This is a genomic window from Nocardia thailandica NBRC 100428 (assembly GCF_000308795.1).
In the GTDB taxonomy this organism is placed as follows: Bacteria; Actinomycetota; Actinomycetes; order Mycobacteriales; family Mycobacteriaceae; genus Nocardia; species Nocardia thailandica.
In genome coordinates this window covers 17,482-38,283 of sequence record NZ_BAGK01000211.1, presented here as the reverse complement: position 1 = coordinate 38,283, position 20,802 = coordinate 17,482, and the positions used below count along the sequence as shown (strand labels likewise).

Below are 20,802 nucleotides of genomic sequence, written 5' to 3'. Positions count from 1 at the left end.
CCGGTCAGGACCGGCGCGGCACGCCGGCGGGGTAGGCCCAGGCCAGGCGGGTCAGCACGAGCGCCGCGGCCAGCAGCCCGACGTCGCGCAGCGCGATGTCGCCGTACCCGCCGACGATCAGCAGGTCGACCACGATGCCGGCCAGCCACGCCGCCACCAGCGGCGCGCCGACGCGTGGGAACACGAGAACGGCGATGCCCGCGACGATCTCGACGACACCGACGAGGTGCATCGCCGTGTCCGCACCGCCGGGGGCGAGATCGCCGAGGAAGCCGGCCAGGTAGCGGGTCCAGTCGTCGGTCAGGACGTGGGCGAATTTGTCGAGCCCGAACAGGACGGGCAGGACGCCGAATCCGAGCCGCAGCGCCCAGAAGGCCTGGTAGCCCGGATCGTCGAGGGTCGGTTCGGTGGGCGTTGCGGTCCGGACGGTCATCGCTGTCTCCTTCGGCGGGGGGGAGCCGATGGCGGATCGCACCGGCTCACACTGTTGGTGTCCGGACCGGCGGCGGTCTTACCAGGCGTCCTCGATCAGCAGGTCGCGCAGCGCCGCGGCCTCCTCGGCGCAGGCACCGCACCCGGCCAGGTGCACGCGCAGGGCCGGATCGTCGTGGCCGGGGTCGGCGAGCCGCCGTTCGACGTAGGCGTCGAGACGGTCGAAGCAGTCGTCGCAGGACAGGTACGGGCTGGTGTCGGCCAGCAGCCCGGCGATGGTCTCGGCGCTGAGCGCCGGTGTCGGCTCGGTCATGGCAGGCTCCGGTGGCGGGCCTCGAGCTGCCCGCTGTCGATGAGGGCGCCGCGCAACCGGGCGCGGGCGTCGTGCAGGGTCTTGTAGAGGGCGTTGCGTGTGCTGCCCAGCCGGTCGGCGAGGACGTCGATCGGCACCTGCTCGACGACGAGGGCGAGCAGGATGCGCCGCTGGTGCGCGGTGAGCGCGGTGTCGACGGCGGCCGCCACGGCGCGCGCCAGTTCGCCCGCGCCGACCACGGATTCGGGGCCGGGCGCGCGGTCGGCCACGGCGCTCAGCGTGTCCGGGAGCGGGACCTCGCGGTGCCGCCACGCCTGCCTGCGCACCGCGACGCCGGCGTGGTGCACGCCGAACTTGTAGGCCCAGGTGGTGAACCGGCTGCGCCCCTGGAAGGTCGGCAGCTGACGCAGGACCGCGACCACGGCATCGTTCGCGCACTGCTGCGCGAGGTCCTCGAGTTCGCCCGCGCCCGCGCCGGGCAGCGCGTCGCGCAGCCGCCAGACCTGGTGGCGGCAGGCCCGCACGAGCAGCTCGCGCAGGCGGCCCACGGCGTGCCTGCCCGCCGGACCGTCGTCGGTCAGGTCGGTCCACCACTGTTCGTCGGGTTCGGGACGGACCACGTCCGGGATCGTGGGACGCACGGTGCTCACCGTATCGCCTCCCGGCCGGGCAGCGGCGCCAGGATCCCGACGGCGAGCCGGGGTGGGCAGCCCCGGTCGACGAGCTGGAGCAGTTCGTGCAGATCGAAACCCGGTTGGGCGAGGACGGCGTCCGCCAGGGGGCCGGAGAACCCCGCGGCGAGGAGCCGGCGCCTGCGCCAGCCGCGGATTTCGGGGTCGGACCCCAGGGCGGGTGGAACGGTCATACCTGTTCGTGTCGCCGGACGGCGGCGTCTTACCCGGAAGCGGCGTTCTTGACTATTGGTAACCCATCGGTTACCAATTAGGAGTGGACGTGTTCGAAGCGCTGGCCGACCCCGTACGCCGCGACCTGCTGGCGCGGCTGACCGGCGGGGCGGCCCGCGTCGTCGACCTCGCCGCCGAACATCCGATCAGCAGGCCGGCGATCAGCAAGCACCTGCGGTTGCTCACCGAGGCGGGCCTGGTCCGCGCCGAGAACCACGGGCGCGAACGGCATTACACGATCGAGCCGGCCGGGCTCGTCCCGCTGCTCGACTACCTGGACCGGGTGCGCCCGGCCCGCCCGCCGATCCCCGAGCACGCGCTCGACGGCCTCGATCTCGAGGTCCGCCGCACCACCCGCGAACGCCGCGCCACGGGCGTGGACATCGACAAGGAGGACACCGCATGAGCACCCCCACCGCCACCGGCCACCGCCGCGAGTACGCCGACGGCACCTACTGCGAATGGACCCGTACCTTCCGCGCCCCGATCGAGGATGTGTGGGCCGCGGTGACCGAGCCCCGGCGGCTCGCCCGCTGGCTCGGCACCTGGACCGGCGACCCGGCCACCGGCGAGGTGAAGTTCCAGATGCTGTTCGAGGGCGAGACCCCGGCCGAGCTGTTCCGCATCGACGAATGCGACGCGCCGCGACTGCTGCGGGTCACCACGTCCACGCCCTACGACGGCGAGAACCCCGAGCACTGGCAGTTGCGCCTCGACCTGTCGGAGAGCGACGGCCTGACGACGCTGGTCTTCGCCCAGAACGTCCCCGACCCGGCCATGGCCGAGGGCGTCGGACCGGGCTGGGACTACTACCTCGACCGCCTGGTCGCCGCCGAGGCCGGCGGGGATCCGGCGGCCGTCGACTTCGACACCTACTTCCCCGCCCTCGCCGAGCACTACCGCGCCGAGTTCGGCATCCGGGACTGAGCGACCGCCCCCAGCGAACTCCCAGCTCCGGCGCACCGGTCCCCCAGCTTCGGGAACCAGTATCGGGGCCACGGTTCGGCACGGCGCCGGCCGCGGTCCCGGTTCCGGGACCGAACCGAAGGAGGTTCCGCATGAGGATGAAGTCCACCCTGGCGAAGACCGCCGTCGCGGGCACGCTCGCCCTCGGTGTCGTCGGCGCGGCGGCGGGCGTCGCGAGCGCCGACCCGGGCGGTCACGACCAGCCGCGGCCCGAATCCGAGCAGCAGCACCGCCCCGACCAGCCGAGGGGCGAGCACCGCGATCGCGACACCCCGCAGCACGGCTTCTGGTTCTTCGGCACCTGGGTCCCTCTGCCCTGATCCGGATCTCCGGAGAACCAGTTCCCCGCGACGCGGGCCCGGTGCTGCCCACCGGGCCCGCGTCCATTCCGGCGTTCAGCCCGCGGTGAACGGTTCCCGCGTCGCCAGGTGCGCCAGCTTCCTCGGGTTGCGGACGTAGTACACGTCGGCGATGCGGGCGCCCTCGACCCGGACCGCCATCACCCCGTCGAGCGCGCCGTCGATGCGCAGCGCCAGCGCGGGCCCGCCGTTGAGGGCGACGCGGTCGACCTCGACGACCACGGCGTGCCTGGTGAGACCGCCGACGATGAAGCGCGCCACGCGGTCCGCGCCGACGATCGGCCGCGGGCTCGCCTGCTTGATCCCGCCCCCGTCGCTGAGGGCGACCACATCCGGCGCCAGCACGTCGAGGAGCCCGCGCAGGTCCGCGGTCTCGAGCGCGCGCCGGAACGCGGCGACGACGGCCTCGGCCTCGGCGGCGGTGACCGTGCCGCGCGGCCGCCGCGCCTCGACGTGGCGGCGCGCGCGATGGGCGATCTGGTGCACGGCCGCCGGGGTCCGGTCCACGGCCGCCGCGATCTCGCCGTACCCGAAGCCGAAGGCCTCGTGCAGCACGAACACCGCCCGCTCCACGGGTGTCAGCGTTTCCAGCACCAGCATCAGCGCCATCGAGACGCTCTCGGCCAGTTCGGCGTCCTCGGCCACGTCCGGCGCGGTGACCAGCGGTTCGGGCAGCCAGGGGCCGACATACGCCTCGCGGCGACGACGCACCGACCGCAACCGGTTGAGGGCCTGGCGGGTGGCGATGCGGACCAGGTAGGCGCGGGGCTCGCCGACGCCTGCGGCGTCGACCTCGCTCCAGCGCAGCCAGGTCTCCTGCAGCACGTCGTCGGCGTCGGCCACCGAGCCGAGCATCTCGTAGGCGACGGCGAACAACAGCTTGCGATGCGCCAGAAAGGTTTCCGTCGCCTCGACCGTCGCGCCGTCGCGACCCGCGCGGTCCCCGGCACCGGGTGCCTCCGCCATCGTCGCCGTCTCCTCTCGCCCGCCGCGGCTCACCGTACCGGCAGCGCCGATTCGTCCCGGCGGGCCGCCAGCAGCGCGGGCCGGTGCGCGCCGTCGCCGGGCCACCGGTGCGCGCCGGGTTCGCGCGCCTCCTTCGCGAGGTGCGCGACGCTCGACGCGCAGGCGAACTCCTTGAGCCTGCGGCCCGCGAATCCGCTGAAGTACAGCGGCAGGGCGGTGTCGTTCTTGCGGCCGAGCTGGAAGATGCCCGCGCCGCGCCCGAAGCTGACGCACATCGCGGGGAAGGCGAGGTCGATCGGCGCGGGCGCCTCGCCCGCGATCCGGCGCAGGACCGTGTCGGCGGCGTGCGCCCCCAGGCAACCCGCCGCGTAGGCGCTCATGCGGAACGGCAGATCCGAGGGCGCCGCGGCGTCGCCCGCGGCGACGATGCGGTCGTCGTCGAGCGCGGTGAGGGTCTCGTCGGTGAGCAGGCGGCCCTCGGCGTCGGTGCGCAGCCCGCTGCGCGCCGCGAGGTCCGCCACGCCGAAACCGGCCGTCCACACGGTGATCTCGGTGGGCACCTCGCGTCCGTCGGCCAGGGTCACGGCCGCGCGGGCGACGGCGGTGACCCGGGTGCCCGGACCGTCGAGGACCGTGACACCGAGTTCCGCCAGGTAGCGGCCCGCGGTGCGGCGGGCCCGCCGGTGCAGGTAGGGCAGCAGCGCCCCGCCGGTCACCAGGGTGACCGCGCGCCCACGTTCGGCCAGTTCGGCGGCGGTCTCGACGCCGGTGGGGCCGCCGCCGACGACGGTCACCGGCGCCGTGCGGGGCGTGCCGTCGAGGACCTCCCGCAGCCGGTGCGCGGCCTCGAAGGTGGCGACCGGGTAGGCGAACTCGGCGGCGCCGGGTACCCGCGGCGCGGCGGCGGCGCTACCGGCCGCGTACACCAGGTAGTCGTAGCCGAGGTCGGCCCCGCCCGCCCGCTCGACCCGGCGGGCGCCGGCGTCGATGCGGGTGACGCTGTCGGTGATCAGCGCGACGCCGTCGGCGAGGATCTCCTCGTAGCCGACCCGCGCGTCGTGGGTGCCTGCCACCAGCTGGTGCAGGCGCAGGCGCGGGACGAAGACCGGCCGCGGGTTGATCAGGGTGATCCTGGTGCCGGGCCGGGCCGTCAGCCGGTTGGCGGCCATGACCCCGGCGTAGCCGCCGCCGACGATCACGACGTCGATGGTGTCGTTCATGATGTCTCCTCACCTCGGATGGTTCGAAGACTGGACACCGGGCCCGCCCGGAACCTGACACGCTGTGACGCACGTCACGAGCTCGGCCCGACAGGGGCCGGTCAGCGCAGGTCGAGATCGGCCACGACCAGCACCGGCCAGGCGACGACCTCCCCCACGACGGAGAACGCCTTGTCCGCGCCGTGTGCCTCGGCGAGGTGATCGCCGTGGGTGGCCGACCACAGCAGGCCGACGGCCAGATAGGGCACGCCGAGGACGGCCGCCGCGACGACGGCGAGGTGCGCGAGCTGACGCAGGCTCAGCCCGCGGTCCAGGATCCGTGCGATCATGCGGTTCACCCTGCCGCTCAGGCGGTTTCGCCGAGGATGGGCAGTGATTCGACGATGCCCTCGTCGCTGGGCGCCTGCCCCTGGCGCAGCACCCGGTCGAGCTGGCGCTGCCGGAACTCGCGATGGGCCTGCGGGGGCGGGGCGTAACCGAAGCGGGCCTGCGCCCGGCGGGGCGTGGTGGTCTCGGCGTGCACCGGCGCGACGCCGAGCAGTACCGGCGCGACGACGGCGACGGTGGTCGGCGAGATCAGCCGCAGCAGGATCAGTTCGAGCCGGGCGCTGAAACTCACCACCGTGAAGGCCGCGCTCAGCGGGGGTGTCACCAGCAGGTCGAGCAGAGGATTGGTGGGCAGTCCCGCCATCCGGCGCATCCAGCGCGGCATGGTGGCCAGGGTGCCGCGGCGCAGGAACGCGGTGACCACGAAGAAGAACGGCTTCAGCGGCCACGGCATCGGCGGCAGCATCACCTCGGCGCGCAGCAGGTGCCGCATCGCCTTCTTCGCGATGTCGGACCCGAGCAGCTGGGGGCGCATCGCCTCGAAGTAGGCGCGCACGCCCTCGCGGCTGCGGGGCACGTCGGCGGGATCGCAGGTCTGCAGTTCGGCGGCGCGCGCGCACTCCTCCCAGTACCGGGCCTCGTCGGCGGCGCTCAACCGTCCCGGCCCGAACTTCTCGTAGGCCAGCAGGATCGAGTGCCAGGCGGTGAGGTGGATCCACAGCTGCGAGTGCGGGTCGTTCGCGTCGTACTGCACGCCGGTGACCTCGTCGACGCCGACGGCCTTGGAGTGGATCTTGACCAGCACGTCGGCGGCCTTGGTCGTCGAGCGGCTGTCACCGAACATCACCATGGCGAAGTAGCGCAGGGTCCGGTCGTAGCGGGTCCGCGGCCGCGTGTAGATGGCCTGGGTCCGGTCGACCGCCGCGATGAGCGCCGGGTCGAGTTCCTCGATGACCACCGCGCGCTGGAATCCGATGGTCAGCCCGGTGGGATAGCTCCACACCCGCCAGGCCACCGAGTCCGGGCCGAAGAAGCCGTAGTCCTCCGCCGGTTCGGCCTCCGGTACCGCCAGCCAGTCCCGTATCACGCCCATGACCGCTCCCCTGAATCTACTTGAGCGTAGTTCTATTTCTACGCGTGCGTAGAAAAGTATGTGACGCCGATCCCCCCTCGTCAAGGGCGCGGCGAGCGGGGACGGTCAGGCGGGCGCGGCCCCGGAATTCTTGGGTAGCGTCCGGACCAGGGCCCGCACGGTCGTCTCCAGCCGCTCGGGCGGGAAGCGCTCGGGGTCACCGATGACCAGGCGCGCCAGCACCTCGACGAAGCCGAGCATCACGTAGCCGATGAGCTCGACGTCGGCGTTCTCCGGCCCGCCACGCAGCGCGATGCCCGCGTCCAGCAGCTCGATCAGCCGCCCGGCGATGTTCTCCCTCGCGGCGTACAGCAGCTCCTTGTAGTCGACGGGCGCCCCGTCCGCGTGGGTGAGGATGAGCCGCCACCGCACCGGATCCCGTTGCACCGCACGCAGGAACGCCATCACCGACGCGGCGTACTCGGCGTCGGGATCCGACCCGCCCAGGTCGGCGGGCAGCGAGTCGAACACCTGGCCCATACCGCGCGCGTGCTCGCGCTGCAGCAGCGCGGCCACCAGCTCCGGCGCGGTGCGGTACACCGCGTACAGCACCGGCTTGGCCACGCCGGCCCGCTTGGCGACGGCCTGCATGGTCAGCCCGGCCAGCCCCTCGGCGGCCACGACGTCGAACGCGGCGTCGAGCAGTTGCTCCCGGCGCTCGTCCAGCGGCAGCCGCGGACCGTTGCGCCTGCCGGTCTTGCGACCACCCGCCGAGGGCGAGACACGCCAGACTCCCGGGGACTCCTTCTCGACACTCACCTGCGAATCCTCTCAAATGCCCGGCGCGGGTGCGAGCACCCCTGCTACCGTCGCAGCTCGAAACTACGCGTGCGTAGAAATACAACTACGCGCACGTAGATTTATCGGCACGGCGTCCGCCATGGGCGCCGTTCACGCGAGGGGATCTCCAGATGACCGCGATGTCGTCGCCCACGACCGGACCACCGGCGGGCGCGCCACCGCCCCGCTCCGACCGGCGCCGGGTCGTCGACTTCGCCGCCCGCCTCTGGCGCGACCACCCGCAGCGCGCGGTCGAGACCGCGGGCAGGCAGGTCCTGATGACCGGCCGCGCGACCACCGAACTCGGCAGGGCGCTGCGCAGGCGGCGGTTCCCGTGGCAGGAGTTCACCCGCCAGTGCTCCTTCATGGCAGGCGTCGCCGCCAGCCCGACGCTGCTGGTCGCGGTACCCATCGCCGTGGTCGTGTCGATCCAGATCGGCTCGCTCGTCAGCCAGGTCGGCGCGACCACGTTCATCGGCGCGGTCAACGGGCTCGGCATCATCCGCCAGGGCGCCCCGCTGGTCACCTCGCTGATGATCGCCGGCGCCGTCGGCTCCTCGATCTGCGCCGACCTCGGCTCGCGCACCATCCGCGAGGAGATCGACGCCATGACCGTCATGGGCGTCGATCCGGTGCGCCGCCTGGTCGCGCCGCGCCTGGCGGCGGCGGTGCTGATCAGCACCCTGCTGTGCGGCCTCGTGGTGTTCGTCGGCTTCGCGACCGGCTACGCGTTCAACGTCTACCTCCAGTCCGGGACGCCGGGCTCCTACATCCGCACCTTCGCCTCGTTCGCGGTCGCGGCCGATCTCGTCGTCGCCATGCTCAAGGCGGCGGTGTTCGGCGCGCTGGCCGCGATCATCGCCTGCGACACCGGGTTACACGCGCGCGGCGGCCCGGCGGGGGTGGCCACGGCGGTGAACTCGGCGGTGGTGAACTCGGCCATCGTCCTGTTCGGCGCGAACATCCTCATCACGCAGATCTACAACACCGTGCTGCCCGCGAAGGCCCTGTGATGGCGACCCATACGCCACGGGCGCTGCGACCACTGCGGAGCCTGCGCGCGCCCGCCGACGCGTTCACCCGGCTGGGCCACCAGGCGATGGTGCTGGGGCAGGCCCTCGCCGCGATCCCCTTCGCGCTGCGGCACTATCGCGCCGAGGTCGCGCGCCTGGTCGTCGACGTCACCTGGGGAAACGGCTCGCCGGTGGTCGGCGGCGGCACCATCGGAGTGATCATGATCCTGTGCGGGTTCGGCGGGATCACCGTCGGCATGGAGGCCCACACCGCGCTCGACCTGCTCACCATGGGCCCGCTCACCGGCGCGATCTCCGGCTTCGCCACCACGCGGGAACTCGCGCCGCTGCTGGCGACCATCGCCTTCGGCGCGCAGGCGGGCTGCCGGTTCACCGCCCAGCTCGGCGCGATGCGGATCTCGGAGGAGATCGACGCGCTCGAGTCCCTCGCGATCCGGCCGCTGCCCTACCTGATCACCACCCGCGTGCTGGCCGCCGCCCTGGCCATCGTCCCGCTCTACAGCGTCGGCCTCGCCGTCGCCTACGCCGCCACCCGGCTGTCGGTGCTGTTCCTCGGCGGTACCTCGCTGGGCACCTACGACCACTACTTCCGCCAGTTCCTCGACCCGTTCGACATCGGCTACTCGATCGCCAAGGTGGTCGTCTTCGTCATGCTCGCGACCTTCATCCAGTGCTACTACGGCTACGTCGCCGCCGGGGGGCCGGAGGGCGTCGGCGTGGCCGCGGGCCGCGCGATCAAGGTGACCATCATCGTCGTCGTCTTCGTCAATCTCGTTCTCACCCTGTCCATCTGGGGCATCGACCCCGGTATCCGGATCTCCGGATGAGGAGTCACGCCATGATCATCGATCCCCGTGGCCGCGGGCCACGCGCGAGCACCCTGTGCGGGGCGGGCATCGTGCTGACCGCCGCGGTCGCCGCCGGGATGTATCTGCTCGGGCTGCGCTACACCGGCGCGTTCGCCGACACCGTCGACGTCACCGCCGCGCTGACCAGCACCGGCGACGGCATGCCGCCGCGCGCGGACGTGAAGTTCCGCGGCGTGGTCGTCGGCGCGGTCGCGGGTGTCGACATCGCCGCCAAGGGAGACCGCCAGGTGGTGCGCCTGGAACTGGATCCCGCACTCGCCGAGGCGATCCCGTCGTCGGTCACGGCGCGCGTCGTCCCGGCCAACCTCTTCGGCGTCACCGCCCTCGAACTGGTCGACCACGGTCCCGCCGCGACGGGACTGCGCCGCGGCGCGGTCGTGGCCGAGGACACCGGCGGGGGTACCGCCCAGCTCCAGGCGACGCTCACCACCCTGCGGACCGTCCTCGACGCGGTGCAGCCGCTGCGGCTGGCCCGGGTGCTCGGCACGCTCGCCGACGCCCTCGACCCCGCCGCGCGGCTGCCCGGCTCCACCCTCGAACGCCTCGACACGTGGACCACCGAGGTCCGCGCCCTCCCCGGGATCGGCACGCTGCTGGGCGATCTCGGCGCGGCCGCCGCCGCGGTGAACCAGTCCGCCCCCGACCTCGTCGGGGCGCTCACCTCTTCGATCACCTCGGCCCGGACCCTGACCGAACACCGCGCCGAGCTGATCGCGCTGATCGCCGGGGCCGACGGCGCGGTCGGCGCGGTGAACGAGCTGTTCGCCCGCAACCCGGACGCGGCCGAGGAGATCGTGCCCGGCCTCGACGACGTCTTCGGCGCGCTGGCCGCGGACCCGTCGGCGCCTGCCACCGCCGTCGCGAATCTCGAGGCGGCGCTGGGCCGGTTGGCCACCGTGTTCGCCTGGGGACCGAGCCGGCAGATGCAGTGGAACGTCGACGTCAGCGTCACCCCGTTCCGCACCTACACCGCCGCCGATTGCCCGCGCTACGGCGCCCTGACCGGCCCCAGCTGCGCGACGGCGCCCGCCGTCGGCATGACGCAGGACGTCCCGCCGTCGTCCGCGCCCGGCCGGGCGGGCGCGGCGGACCCGCCCGCACCCTCCGCGATCCCCGGTCTCCCGGAGATCCCCGGTCTTCCGGCGATCCCCGGCATCACCGCCCCCGCGGCGCGGACCGGCACGACGCCGGGCGCGCACACCGGCGCCGCCGCGATCGAGGCGCTCCTCGGCTCCCGCCCGACCACGGCCCAGCTGCTGCTGCTCGGCCCGGTGCTGGCGGACGCCACCGTGACGACCACGCTCACCACGCCCACCCCGCCCACCCTCGGAGGACGCTGACATGACCGGAACACGCCGAGCCGCCGCGGGTCTCGCCCTCTTCGTCGCACTCTCCCTCGGCGCGACCGCGACGATCTACTCCACGCTGCGGCGGTCGGTCCCCGGCGACACGGCCACCTACACCGCGACCTTCACCGACGTGCTCGGGTTGCGCGAGGGTGACGACGTCCGGGTGGCCGGGGTCCGCGTCGGCCGGGTGGACGACATCGCCCTCGACGGCCGCCACGCCCGCGTGGTGCTGCGCATCCGCGCCAGGCAGCATCTGACCACGGCCACCGAGGCGCTCATCCGCTACCAGAACCTCATCGGGCAGCGCTACGTGGCGCTCGCCCCGGGAGACGGTGCGGGCGAACCGCTCCCACCGGGCGGCACGATCCCGCTGGACCGCACCGAGCCGTCCTTCGACGTGTCCACGGTGCTGTCGGGCTTCGAGCCCCTGTTCCGGGTCCTCGAACCCGCCGAGGTCAACTCGCTGTCCAGCACCCTGATCCAGGCGCTCCAGGGCGACGGGGTCTCCCTCAGCGCGCTGGTGACCCAGGCCGCCGCGCTGGCGGGCACGTTCCGCGACCGCGACGAGATCCTCGGCCGGGTCGTCACGAACCTGGCGAGCGTCGTCGACGGCCTCGCCCGTCGCGGCACCGAGCTGGAGACGCTGCTGACCCAGACCCGCACCCTGGTCACCGGGCTCTACGACCAGGGCGAGGTGCTGAAGTCCGCGGTCGGGCAGGCGGCCGGGTCAACCGCGGCGCTGACCGGCCTGCTCGGCGACGTAGCCCCCGGCCTTGCCCTCGCCCAGGCCTCGGCGAGCGCCGGGGTCCGGCTGTTGCTCGACAGCGGATCGCGGCTCGACCACGCCGCGATCGCCCTGCCCGTGCTGCTGACCGGGCTGGCCCGGGTCAGCGGCAACGGCACCTACATCACGTCCTACATCTGCGGTCTCGACGTGTCGCTGTGGGGAGTCCTCCTCCCCCCGGGGACCGTCGCGGCGACCGGCGGCGACGCGCACTCGGAGGTGTGCCGATGACTTCCCCGTTCCACGAACGCCTCATCCGGGCGAACGCCTTGCCCACCCGCTTCGACATGCCGACGCTGTCGGAGATGTGGGCGGCGATCCCCGGCTACCGCCGCAACCGGCAGTTCTGGCTCGGCCTGGCCGCGGGTGCGGCCGTCCTGCTCCTGCTGGCCGGGGCGAGCGTGGCCGCGAGCCTGGATCTCGGGCATCGCACGGTCCGCGCGGAATTCGCCCAGACCGCCGGGCTGCGCGCAGGCGACACCGTCGACGTGGCCGGGATCGAGGTCGGTTCCGTCACGGGCATCCGGCTGGCCGGCGACCGCGTCGTGGCCACCCTCGCGGTGCGGGACGACGTGCGCCTCGGCCCCGACGCGACCGCCGCGGTCGAGATGTCGACCATCCTGGGCAAGATGCACGTCGAGCTCGATCCGGGCGACGGCGGCGGCCTGCCCGGCGCGCTCATCGGCCTCGACCGCACCCGGGTGCCCTACAACCTGGCCAAGGTCGTCGACGACCCGGCCTACACCAACGCCTTCGAGCGCGTGGAGCGCCTCGACACCGCGGGCCTGCGCACCGCCCTGGACACCGTCGCCCACCAGCTGGGCGACTCCCCCGCGCTCACCGCGCAGGCCCTCGACTCGGTCGGGGTCCTGGCCGGGGTGATCGCCGACCGGCACGCCGAGGTCGACGCGCTGCTGAAGAACATCGACGCCGTGGCCCGTCTCGTCGACGACAACCGCAACGGCATCCTGCTGCTGATCACCCGGGGACAGGCCGTCGGCGACGCGGTCGCCCAGCGCCAGACCCTGCTGCGCGGGCTGCTCGACGACATCGCCACGGTCTCGAAGAGCCTGCGCGACATGGGCGTCGACAACGACGGCCGGCTCGCGCCGCTGATCCGCGACCTCGACACCATGACCCAGGGGCTGACCCGTAACCGGGAGAATCTCGACCGGCTCTACCAGAGCATGCCGGTCGCGCTGCGCCAGCTGAACAACGCCTTCGGCAACGGCCCCTACGGCGAGGTCTATCTGCCGTGGGGCCTGTTCCCCGACAACTGGCTGTGCACCGCCCAGGTCGTCGCGGGGTGCGCGCGATGACCACCGGCGCGCGCCTGGGCGCGCTGCTGGCCGCGGCCCTGTTCCTGGCGGGCTGCACCCTCCCCCGCCAGATCTCCTCGCTCCCCGACCGGCTGCTCGGCGGCCGGATCCACCTGACCGCCGATTTCGCGAGCGCGGCGGGCCTGTATCCGGGCAACGAGGTCGCCGTCCTCGGGGTGCCGGTGGGGTCGGTCGACGCCGTGACGCCCAAGGGCCGCTTCGTCGAGGTGGCCATGACCCTCGATCCCGGCACGGCGGTGTCCGCCGAGGCCGTCGCCGCGCTGGTCTCCCCGCAGTTCATCACCAACCGGCACATCGAGCTGTATCCCGGCCACGCCGGGGACGGCCCGGTCCTCGCCGACGGGGCGCACCTGCCCCTCGCCCGCACCCGCACCCCCGTCGAGCTCGACCGCATCCTGCGCACCTTCGACGAACTCGGCAGGACCCTGGCCGGTGACGCCACGGCCGGGCCCCTGTCCAGCCGGGTGCTCTTCCCCGTCCTCGACGGCAACGGCGACCGGATCCGGGCGACCCTGGGCGCCCTGGCCACCGCCTTCCGGACCACACTGGGCAACAAGGACCAGATCTCCGACGCGATCGTCCGGCTCAACGACCTCACCGCCGTGTTCGCCGAGAACGACCGCACGGTCCGTGATTTCAGCGCCCGGCTGACCGAGCTGGTCACCCTGATGCGGGAGCAGGCCCCGGGCCTGCGCGCCGTGCTGGCCCAGCTCGACGGCTTCGTCACCGACGTCTCCGCCCTGGTCGCGGAGAACCGGCAACCGCTCATCGCCGCCCTCACCCGCCTGACCACCGTCCTCGCCCAGATGCGCGGCCACGGCGGGGAACTCACCGAGATCGTCGACGTCGCTCCGCTGTTCTTCGAGAATTTCGCCGCGGCCGTCGATCCCGGCACCCGCACCGCGCGGCTGCACCTGCTCACCGACAAGTCCCTGCTCGACGGCGAGGCGCTCGCGGTGTTCTGCGAGCGCGTGCAGCTGCGCGCCGACGGCTGCCGGACCGGCCGGATCACCGATCTCGGACCCGATCTCGGGGTCCTGGGCGCGCTGCTGGGACTGCTGCGATGACGCGGCGACGCGTGGGCGCGCTGCTCGTCACCGCGGCCGTCACGGCCGTCACGGCGCTGTCGGGCTGCGCGGTCACCGTGGACACGGTGCCGCTGCCCCGGCCCGGCGTGGACGGGCCGACCTACCGGCTCCGCGCCGTCTTCGACAACGCGCTCAACCTGCCCGAGCAGGCGCGGGTCCGCATCGGCGGCACCGACATCGGGGTCGTCGCAGGCATCGACACCACCGCCTTCCTCGCCGAGGTCGACCTCGACATCCGCCGGGCCGTCGCGCTCCCGCGCGGCACGAGGGCCGAGCTGCGCCAGCCCGCGCCGCTGGGCGACCTGTTCGTGGCCGTCGTGCTCCCCGAGACCGCGCCGGGCACACCGATGCTCGGCGACGGCGACCTCATCGACCGCGAGCACACCTCCGCGGGCGCCTCGGTCGAGGACCTGATGATGTCGCTGTCGATGCTGCTCGGCGGCGGCGCCCTCGAGCAGGTCGCCCGGATCACGCGCGAACTCGACGCGATCGTCGGCGGCCGGGGGCCGGTGCTGGCCCACCTGATCACCGAGCTGACCGCGACGCTGTCCGCGCTCACCGCCCGCACGGGGCAGATCGACGGCCTGCTGCACGGGCTCGACGGCCTGGCGGGCACGCTGGCCCGCAGCAGGGACGACCTGGGCCGGGCCGCGGAGACCTTCCCGCCGCTGATCGGGGTGATCGCCGAGAACAACCGGGCCATCACCGAACTGACCACCCGGGTCGCCACGGCCACCGCCGCCCTCGGCGACTTCGCCACCACCACCGGCCCGCGCTTCACGCATCTGTTCGACAGCGTCCAGCAGCTGATGGACGGCTTCACCCGGATGGGTGACGACCTGTCCGGGGCGCTGGACGCGCTGCGCGCCGTCGAACCGGGGCTCGTCGCCACGACGCGGGGCACCACGCTCGCGGTCGGCGCGACCATCTCGTATCTGAGCGTCGGCGCCCTCACGGATCCGGACGTCGGCGAGCTGCCCGACGGGGGCGACGCGCGCGCCTTCACCGGCAGCCTGGCCGAGATCCTGCTGCGGGTGCTGGCCCGGCTCCGGGGAGGGCAGCGATGACGCGGTTCGCCGAACGGGCCACCCGCCTGGCCGGGCGGGGCCTGGACCTGGCCGACGTCCTGACCGCCCGCGCCGCGACCGTCGCCGTGCGGTGCGGCGCGTTCGCCCGCGCGCACGTGGTGGGGATCGGGACCGCCGCGCTGGTCGCGCTGCTGCCGATCGGCGGCGGCTACCTGGCCGTCGGGGTCGCCGGGATCGATCCGCTGCGCGGCGGTTACGTCGTCCGGGTGCGGCTCGCCGACTCCGGCGGCCTGCTGGCCCGCCAGGACGTGACCTTCCGCGGCGTGCGGGTCGGCACGGTGCGGGCGGTCGAGGTCACCGCGACCGGGGTGGTCGCGGTGGCCGAGATCGACGACGGGGTGCGCATTCCCGCCGACGGCGCGGTCGCGGTGGCGCGCCTGTCCGCGGCCGGGGAACAGTACCTGGACTTCCGGCCCGACACCGAGGCGCCCCCGTTCCTGCGCGAGGGCTCGGTCGTCGAGGCCGACCGCACCAGCACGCCGGTCACGATCAACGAGTTCCTTGTCGACACCGGAGCTCTCGTCTCGGGGCTGAACCCCCGTCGCCTCGACGCGATCATCGGCGAGCTGGACCGGGCCCTCGCCGACGGGCCGGGGCAGCTGCGCGCGGTCATCGCCGGACTCAGCCAGGCCACCGCCGGGCTGACCGCCCTCTTGCCGCAGACGCTCGGCCTGCTGGAGCACCTGCGGGTCATCGCCGCGACCACCGCGCACGCCCAGCCCGACCTCGCCACCCTGGTGCGCGGGTCCGGCGCGCTGTTCACCGCGTTCGGCGACGCCGACGCCGAGATCCGCGGCCTGCTCACCACCGGCCCCGCGCGGTTGCGCACGCTCGAGGGCGTGGTGACCGAGACGGCCGACCCGGTCACGGCGCTGGTGACCGATCTGGGCGCGGTGCTGCGGTCGGCCCGGTTGCGCACCGAGGCGCTGCGCGCGCTGTTCCCCGCGGTGGTCACCGGCACCGCCGCGATGGGCATCCCCCTGCACGACAACGCCTTTTTCACGTTGATGGACATCTGGCCGCGCCCGACCTGCGAGTACGAGACCATTCCGGTCGCGCCGAGCACGGTCACCGACGGCCGGGTGCGCCTCTACAACTACTGCGTCACCTCCGATCCCGGCCTGCAGGTGCGGGGCAGCGCCGCCGCGCCCCGCCCCGCGGGTGCGGGCGCCGCGACCGCGCCACCGCCCGGTGCCGACCCCGATGCCCTGTCCGACCCGCTCCCACCGAACTGACCAGCGAAGGACGACCCGTGCCCACCACCACTTCCGACACCGAGCCCGGCCACGCACCCGCCGCCGCGCGGCCGTCGCGTGCCCGTCGCGCCGCGGCGCTGACCGCGGCGGCCGCCGTCGCCGCCGCGGGCACCGCGACCTGGTTCGGTCTGCGCTACCGCGACCTGGACGCCGATCGCGGCGCCCGCGAGGAGGCCCGCTCGGCCGCCTGCGCCTACGGCGCCGTGCTGGCCGATTACGACGCCGACCGCCTCGACGCGTATTTCGCGGCGGTCCTCGACCGGGCGACCGGCGACTGGCGCACCGAGTTCGACGCGACCAGCCGCGACCTGCGCGACGTGCTGACCCAGGGCCGGGTCGTCTCCCGCGCGGGCGCCGTCGAGTGTGCCGTCGGCGAGGGCGACCGCGACAGCGCGACCGCCATCGTCGTCATCGATCAGACGATCGCCGGCGCGGGCACCGGCGGGACGCCACGGCAGGGCAGGCTGACGGTGACCCTGTCCCTCGAACGCGAGGGCGGGCGGTGGCTGGTCAACCGGGTCCGCTCGCCGCTGCCGGACCGGTGAAAGCCGCCTTCCCCGTGGTGGGTTCACGCCATTCCCACCGAGCGCGTCGCCCAAACGTGATGATCGCCTCGATGCGGGATCGGCGCGGGCGTCCTGGCGGCACCCCGGCACGGGTGCCGCGCGCGTGCGCGTTCCCCGACGGCGCCCGACCTCACGAAACCGGCCCGATAGGGCTCCGCGGCGACCTACTCGGCAGGCCCTGGAGAGGGTTCCGAAAGGCTGTCTGGTTCAACCGGATACGGTCCACCCATCCGGAAATGTTGCTAGGGTATCCGGGTCGCCGGGGGTCGGTGGTGGCGATCGGCACGGCTTATCGATCGATCATCTGCCCCTATCACCGGGTGCGGCGTGCGGTGGGCCGCCCGGGCGGGGGAACCGGCGACAGTTCGGTTCCGGTCATGCGTCACCGACCGGAAGTCTGTGTGTGGACTGACGGAAGATCTGGTGGTTGCGATGTGTGGGTTCGCGCTGGGGCCGTGACGAGCGGCGGAGAACGAGGCTGAGCTCGGTCCCGTCGACCACGAGGAACAGAGGAACTTGGATACCGCCGCACTGACCTGCTGGATACTCGCCGCCGTCCTGGTGCTCTCGGTGGCGTTCGTCGCCGCGCACTCCGTGCGCCGCGAACGCGCCCGCGCCGACGCGCTGGCCACCCGTCTCGACGAGAGCGCCGAGGCCCTCGACTATTTCGCCGCGCACACGCTGCCCGCGATCACCGACACCGTGCGCCGCGGCGAGCGCGTCGCCCCCCTGGTCGAGGTGCCGTCGGGCCTCGAGCACTCGCGGGTCGCGGTCGCGCTGGGCCACCTCGCCGACAGCTGCGCCGACAGCCTGCTGACCATCCGCGCCGACACGGCCGATCTGGTCGCCGAGGAGGCCGAGCGGCGCACCTACGACGCCGTGCACGCCGCCGATCGCGCCGCGCGGGAAGAGATCTCCTCGCTGGCCCGCGACACGACCAGCGGCGCGGTGCGCTCCTTCGGCACCTCGGTGGTGAGCCTGGGCGCCGACATCAGCCAGGTCGTCAGCGTCGCCCTGCGCGAGCACCGCGACGAGGAGGTCTACGCGACCCTCACCCGCATCGACCACACGGTGCAGCAGATGATCCGCCAGGCCCAGTCCTATGTGATCGTCTGCGGCGGCCTGCCCGGCAGGCGGTGGCCCGCGCAGACGCTCACCGACGTGGTCGGCGGCGCGGTGGGCCGGGTCCGCGACTACCAGCGGGTGCGGGCCGCCCAGTCCGACCGGGTCGTGGTCAGCCGCGTGGTCGAACCGGTCGTGCACACCCTCGCCTCCCTGCTCGACAACGCCCTGCGCTACTCACCGCCGACCTCGTTCGTGGACATCACCTTCCAGGAGGGCCATCACGGCGTCACGGTGATCGTCGACGACGCCGGCGTGCGGATGAGCCAGGAGCAGATGGAGGAGGCGCGCCAGATCCTCGCGGGCGAGCGCGAGATCGACATCCACCAGCTCGGCCCCTCCCCCAAGGTCGGTTTCCCCGGCGCCGCGGCGCTGGCCCGCCGCTACGGCTTCACCGTCTTCATCGACGGGCCCAACGCCTACGGCGGCATGCGCGCCATGGTGTTCCTGCCCGACGCCCTGCTCGCGCCGCTGGACACCCCGGACGAGGCGCCCGCCGCGCCTGCGCCCACGCCCGCGCCGGAACCACCGTCCCCGGCCCGGGAGCCGGTGCCCGTCGGCGCGGCGCCCGAACCCGAGTCCGGGTCCGCGGTGATCCACGAGCTCACCGGCAGCGGGCTGCCCCGGCGACGGCGCCGTGCCGTCGCGCCCGCCGTTCCACCCGCGTCGACCACCGACGACGAACCGGTGCCCGTACGGACCGACATCGCCGCCGCGTGGCACAGCGGTTCCCGCAGCGGCCGCGCGGCCGCCGACCACACCGAAGGGACGACCCGACGATGAGTACTCCCGCCGGCATCCAGGCCGACAGCGGCAACAAACTAGGCTGGCTCCTCGAGGAGCTCGAGCTACCCGGCGTGCGCTTCGTGGTCCTGCTGTCCGAGGACGGACTCCGGATCGCCCACTCCCGCAGCATCGTTCGCGACGACGCCGAGCGCTTCGCCGCCGCGGCCTCCGGGCTGCGCTCCCTCGGCAAGGCGCTCGGCGAGTTCTGTGGCGGGCCCGGCACCGACCTGCTGCAGAACATCACCGAATACGACCACGGCATGATCTTCGTGACCGCCGCGGGCCGCGGCGCGCTGCTCGGGCTGTCGGCGACCACCGAGGTCGACGTCGCCCTGGTCGCGCACCGGATGAACGAGCTGGCCCGGCGGGTCGGCCACGAGCTCGGCAGCCTGTCGGGGCAGAGGTTCGACCACGGACGGTCATGACCCGCCCGCCGCGTCGTGACACCGACCTGGTGCGCGCCTACGTGCGCACCGGCGGCAGACACCGGCCCAGCCGCGCCGTCGACCTGATCATGCTGGTCACCGCGGCGCTGCCCGCCGGCCCGGAACTCGGACCGGACGCGCGCCGGGTGCTGTCGATCTGCCGCGGCAGCGGCGTGCTGTCGGTCGCCGAGGTCGCCGCGCATCTGGACCTGCCGCCCTCGGTCGCCAAGATCGTCGTCGCCGACCTGCTCGACAGCGGCCACCTGTCCTCCCCCGCCCCGGCCCGTGAGGTGCCGCAGCTCGCCCTGCTCGAGGAGGTCCTCACCGGGCTGCGCGCCCTGTCGGGCTGAGCGGGCAACGGTGCCCGCAGGCGAGCGTCGGTACCGCTCGCGCACACCTTTTCGCCGATCCACACTGTCCACTGGAGCCCCTACCTTGACCGCACAGCCGTACCCGCCCACGACCACCGGCCGTCACGTGATCAACTCCCCGCTGCGCGACCTCGACGGTCCGCGCGTGCCCCTCTACACCGAGGAGTTCGCCGCCGACCCGCACGGCGCCTACGCGCGGATGCGGCACGAGTTCGGCCCGCTCGTGCCGGTCGAACTGTCGCCCGGCGTGCCCGCGACGCTGGTCATCGGTTACTACACCGCGCTGCGGATCCTCAACGATCCCGAGCATTTCCCCGCCGACCCGCGCTCCTGGCAGCGCAACGTCCCCGGCGAGTGCCCGATCCTGCCCATGCTGGAATGGCGGCCGAACGCGCTGCGCAGCAGCGGGATCGAGCACGCGCGGTATCGGCAGGCCAATCTCGCGGCCATCACCGAGGTCGACCTGCACGCGATGCACGCCACCATCGAGCGCGTCGCGGTCCCGCTGATCAACGCCTTCTGCGAGGACGGCGCGGCCGACCTGATCAGCCAGTACGCCTTCCCGCTCGCTTTCGCCGTGCTCAACGAGATGCTCGGCTGCCCGGCCGATATCGGCCAGCAGGTCGCCACCGGCATGGCCGCGATCTTCGAGGGCGTCAACGCGGACAAGGGCAACGCCATGCTCACCGACGCGCTGCTGGAGCTGTCGACCCGCAAGCGGAACGAGCCCGCCGACGACATCACCTCGCGCCTGATCCGCCACCCGGCCGGCCTCGACGACGTGGAGATGATCCACCAGCTGGTCACCCTCTACGGCGCGGGCATCGAGCCCGAACAGAACCTGATCGCCAACACCCTGCTGCTGATGCTCACCGACGCGCGCTTCGCGGGAAATCTGCTGGGCGGCAGCCTGTCCACGCGCGACGCCCTCGACGAGGTGCTCTTCACCGACCCGCCGATGGCCAACTACTGCGTGTCCTACCCGCGCCAGCCGATCCTCATCGACGACGTGTGGCTGCCCGCCAATCAGCCGGTGGTGATCAGTATGTCCGCGTGCAACAACGACCCGGCGATCGATGCCGGCGAATACACTGACAACCGTTCGCATCTGGCGTGGAGCGCCGGCCCGCACTCCTGCCCCGCGAAGTCCGCGGCCTACCTGATCGCGCAGGACGCGATCGACCAGCTGCTCGACGCACTGCCCGAGATGCAACTGGCGGTTCCTGCCGAGCAGCTGTCCTGGCGGCCCGGGCCCTTCCACCGAGCTCTGGTGTCCCTTCCGGTCACCTTCCCCAAATCACCACCGTTGTTTGTGTTCTAAGGA

General features: G+C 73.3%; 25 protein-coding genes. 16 read left to right on the top strand and 9 right to left on the bottom strand.

The window, feature by feature from the left end:
* Window positions 1-4 precede the first annotated feature (4 nt).
* The 4 genes from ON36_RS23870 to ON36_RS23855 form a co-directional block, all read right to left on the bottom strand.
* The gene (locus ON36_RS23870; protein WP_043657885.1) at window positions 5-433 is read right to left on the bottom strand and encodes a DoxX family membrane protein; all 429 of its coding nucleotides are present in this window, start codon (window positions 431-433) and stop codon (window positions 5-7) included.
* Window positions 434-511: 78 nt separating this feature from the next.
* Window positions 512-745 (bottom strand): hypothetical protein, encoded by a 234-nt coding sequence (locus tag ON36_RS23865; RefSeq protein WP_043657883.1) that lies wholly within the window; start codon window positions 743-745, stop codon window positions 512-514.
* A complete protein-coding gene (locus ON36_RS23860) occupies window positions 742-1,386 on the bottom strand; it encodes an RNA polymerase sigma factor (RefSeq protein ID WP_245558182.1) in 645 nt (214 codons plus the stop codon). Before ON36_RS23860 ends, ON36_RS23865 begins: the two co-directional genes overlap by 4 nt.
* Window positions 1,387-1,391: 5 nt before the next feature.
* Window positions 1,392-1,610, bottom strand: coding sequence for a hypothetical protein (locus ON36_RS23855; protein WP_043657879.1), 219 nt, complete (start codon window positions 1,608-1,610; stop codon window positions 1,392-1,394).
* An 83-nt stretch (window positions 1,611-1,693) separates the two neighbouring features.
* Here ON36_RS23855 and ON36_RS23850 point away from each other — a divergent pair, with 83 nt between their 5' ends.
* The 3 genes from ON36_RS23850 to ON36_RS23840 all read left to right on the top strand — a co-directional run bounded on the left by ON36_RS23850 (window position 1,694) and on the right by ON36_RS23840 (window position 2,936).
* A complete protein-coding gene (locus ON36_RS23850) occupies window positions 1,694-2,056 on the top strand; it encodes an ArsR/SmtB family transcription factor (protein WP_043657877.1) in 363 nt (120 codons plus the stop codon).
* Window positions 2,053-2,577 (top strand): SRPBCC family protein, encoded by a 525-nt coding sequence (locus ON36_RS23845; RefSeq protein WP_043657874.1) that lies wholly within the window; start codon window positions 2,053-2,055, stop codon window positions 2,575-2,577. The genes ON36_RS23850 and ON36_RS23845 overlap by 4 nt, the downstream gene beginning before the upstream one ends.
* Window positions 2,578-2,708: 131 nt before the next feature.
* On the top strand, window positions 2,709-2,936 hold the full coding sequence (locus ON36_RS23840; protein ID WP_306306913.1) for a hypothetical protein: 228 nt from the start codon (window positions 2,709-2,711) through the stop codon (window positions 2,934-2,936).
* 75 nt (window positions 2,937-3,011) lie between these two features.
* Here ON36_RS23840 and ON36_RS23835 read toward each other — a convergent pair whose 3' ends face one another.
* The 5 genes from ON36_RS23835 to ON36_RS23815 form a co-directional block, all read right to left on the bottom strand.
* On the bottom strand, window positions 3,012-3,941 hold the full coding sequence (locus ON36_RS23835) for an RNA polymerase sigma-70 factor (RefSeq protein WP_043657868.1): 930 nt from the start codon (window positions 3,939-3,941) through the stop codon (window positions 3,012-3,014).
* Window positions 3,942-3,970: 29 nt separating this feature from the next.
* Complete coding sequence (locus ON36_RS23830; RefSeq protein ID WP_043657866.1) at window positions 3,971-5,161, bottom strand: NAD(P)/FAD-dependent oxidoreductase; 1,191 nt, start codon at window positions 5,159-5,161, stop codon at window positions 3,971-3,973.
* A 101-nt stretch (window positions 5,162-5,262) separates the two neighbouring features.
* A complete protein-coding gene (locus tag ON36_RS23825; RefSeq protein WP_043657864.1) occupies window positions 5,263-5,490 on the bottom strand; it encodes a hypothetical protein in 228 nt (75 codons plus the stop codon).
* A 17-nt stretch (window positions 5,491-5,507) separates the two neighbouring features.
* Window positions 5,508-6,581 carry an oxygenase MpaB family protein gene (locus ON36_RS23820; protein WP_043657862.1) on the bottom strand — a complete coding sequence of 358 codons (1,074 nt, stop codon included), beginning with the start codon at window positions 6,579-6,581 and terminating at the stop codon, window positions 5,508-5,510.
* 105 nt (window positions 6,582-6,686) lie between these two features.
* Window positions 6,687-7,379: a TetR/AcrR family transcriptional regulator gene (locus tag ON36_RS23815; RefSeq protein ID WP_083885345.1), complete on the bottom strand. Its 693-nt coding sequence runs from the start codon at window positions 7,377-7,379 to the stop codon at window positions 6,687-6,689.
* 152 nt (window positions 7,380-7,531) lie between these two features.
* Here ON36_RS23815 and ON36_RS23810 point away from each other — a divergent pair, with 152 nt between their 5' ends.
* The 13 genes from ON36_RS23810 to ON36_RS23750 all read left to right on the top strand — a co-directional run bounded on the left by ON36_RS23810 (window position 7,532) and on the right by ON36_RS23750 (window position 20,799).
* On the top strand, window positions 7,532-8,413 hold the full coding sequence (locus tag ON36_RS23810) for an MlaE family ABC transporter permease (protein WP_052314289.1): 882 nt from the start codon (window positions 7,532-7,534) through the stop codon (window positions 8,411-8,413).
* Window positions 8,413-9,261: an ABC transporter permease gene (locus ON36_RS23805; RefSeq protein WP_043657860.1), complete on the top strand. Its 849-nt coding sequence runs from the start codon at window positions 8,413-8,415 to the stop codon at window positions 9,259-9,261. Before ON36_RS23810 ends, ON36_RS23805 begins: the two co-directional genes overlap by 1 nt.
* 11 nt (window positions 9,262-9,272) lie before the next feature.
* The gene (locus tag ON36_RS23800) at window positions 9,273-10,643 is read left to right on the top strand and encodes an MCE family protein (RefSeq protein WP_043657858.1); all 1,371 of its coding nucleotides are present in this window, start codon (window positions 9,273-9,275) and stop codon (window positions 10,641-10,643) included.
* Window position 10,644: 1 nt separating this feature from the next.
* Window positions 10,645-11,667, top strand: coding sequence for an MCE family protein (locus ON36_RS23795; protein WP_043657856.1), 1,023 nt, complete (start codon window positions 10,645-10,647; stop codon window positions 11,665-11,667).
* On the top strand, window positions 11,664-12,755 hold the full coding sequence (locus ON36_RS23790; protein ID WP_245558181.1) for an MlaD family protein: 1,092 nt from the start codon (window positions 11,664-11,666) through the stop codon (window positions 12,753-12,755). The genes ON36_RS23795 and ON36_RS23790 overlap by 4 nt, the downstream gene beginning before the upstream one ends.
* Window positions 12,752-13,843, top strand: a complete 1,092-nt coding sequence (locus ON36_RS23785) for an MCE family protein (protein WP_043657931.1) — start codon at window positions 12,752-12,754, stop codon at window positions 13,841-13,843. The genes ON36_RS23790 and ON36_RS23785 overlap by 4 nt, the downstream gene beginning before the upstream one ends.
* Window positions 13,840-14,931, top strand: a complete 1,092-nt coding sequence (locus ON36_RS23780; protein WP_043657853.1) for an MCE family protein — start codon at window positions 13,840-13,842, stop codon at window positions 14,929-14,931. The genes ON36_RS23785 and ON36_RS23780 overlap by 4 nt, the downstream gene beginning before the upstream one ends.
* Window positions 14,928-16,187, top strand: coding sequence for an MlaD family protein (locus ON36_RS23775; protein ID WP_083885343.1), 1,260 nt, complete (start codon window positions 14,928-14,930; stop codon window positions 16,185-16,187). Before ON36_RS23780 ends, ON36_RS23775 begins: the two co-directional genes overlap by 4 nt.
* 17 nt (window positions 16,188-16,204) lie before the next feature.
* Window positions 16,205-16,753, top strand: a complete 549-nt coding sequence (locus ON36_RS23770) for an Rv1363c family protein (protein WP_052314288.1) — start codon at window positions 16,205-16,207, stop codon at window positions 16,751-16,753.
* Between the two features lie 537 nt (window positions 16,754-17,290).
* On the top strand, window positions 17,291-18,679 hold the full coding sequence (locus ON36_RS23765; RefSeq protein ID WP_043657850.1) for an ATP-binding protein: 1,389 nt from the start codon (window positions 17,291-17,293) through the stop codon (window positions 18,677-18,679).
* Window positions 18,676-19,107 (top strand): roadblock/LC7 domain-containing protein, encoded by a 432-nt coding sequence (locus ON36_RS23760; protein ID WP_043657848.1) that lies wholly within the window; start codon window positions 18,676-18,678, stop codon window positions 19,105-19,107. Before ON36_RS23765 ends, ON36_RS23760 begins: the two co-directional genes overlap by 4 nt.
* Entirely contained in the window at window positions 19,104-19,457 is a 354-nt protein-coding gene (locus tag ON36_RS23755; protein ID WP_085999686.1) for a DUF742 domain-containing protein, read from the top strand. Before ON36_RS23760 ends, ON36_RS23755 begins: the two co-directional genes overlap by 4 nt.
* A gap of 85 nt (window positions 19,458-19,542) precedes the next feature.
* Complete coding sequence (locus tag ON36_RS23750; protein ID WP_052314287.1) at window positions 19,543-20,799, top strand: cytochrome P450; 1,257 nt, start codon at window positions 19,543-19,545, stop codon at window positions 20,797-20,799.
* Window positions 20,800-20,802: the final 3 nt, after the last annotated feature.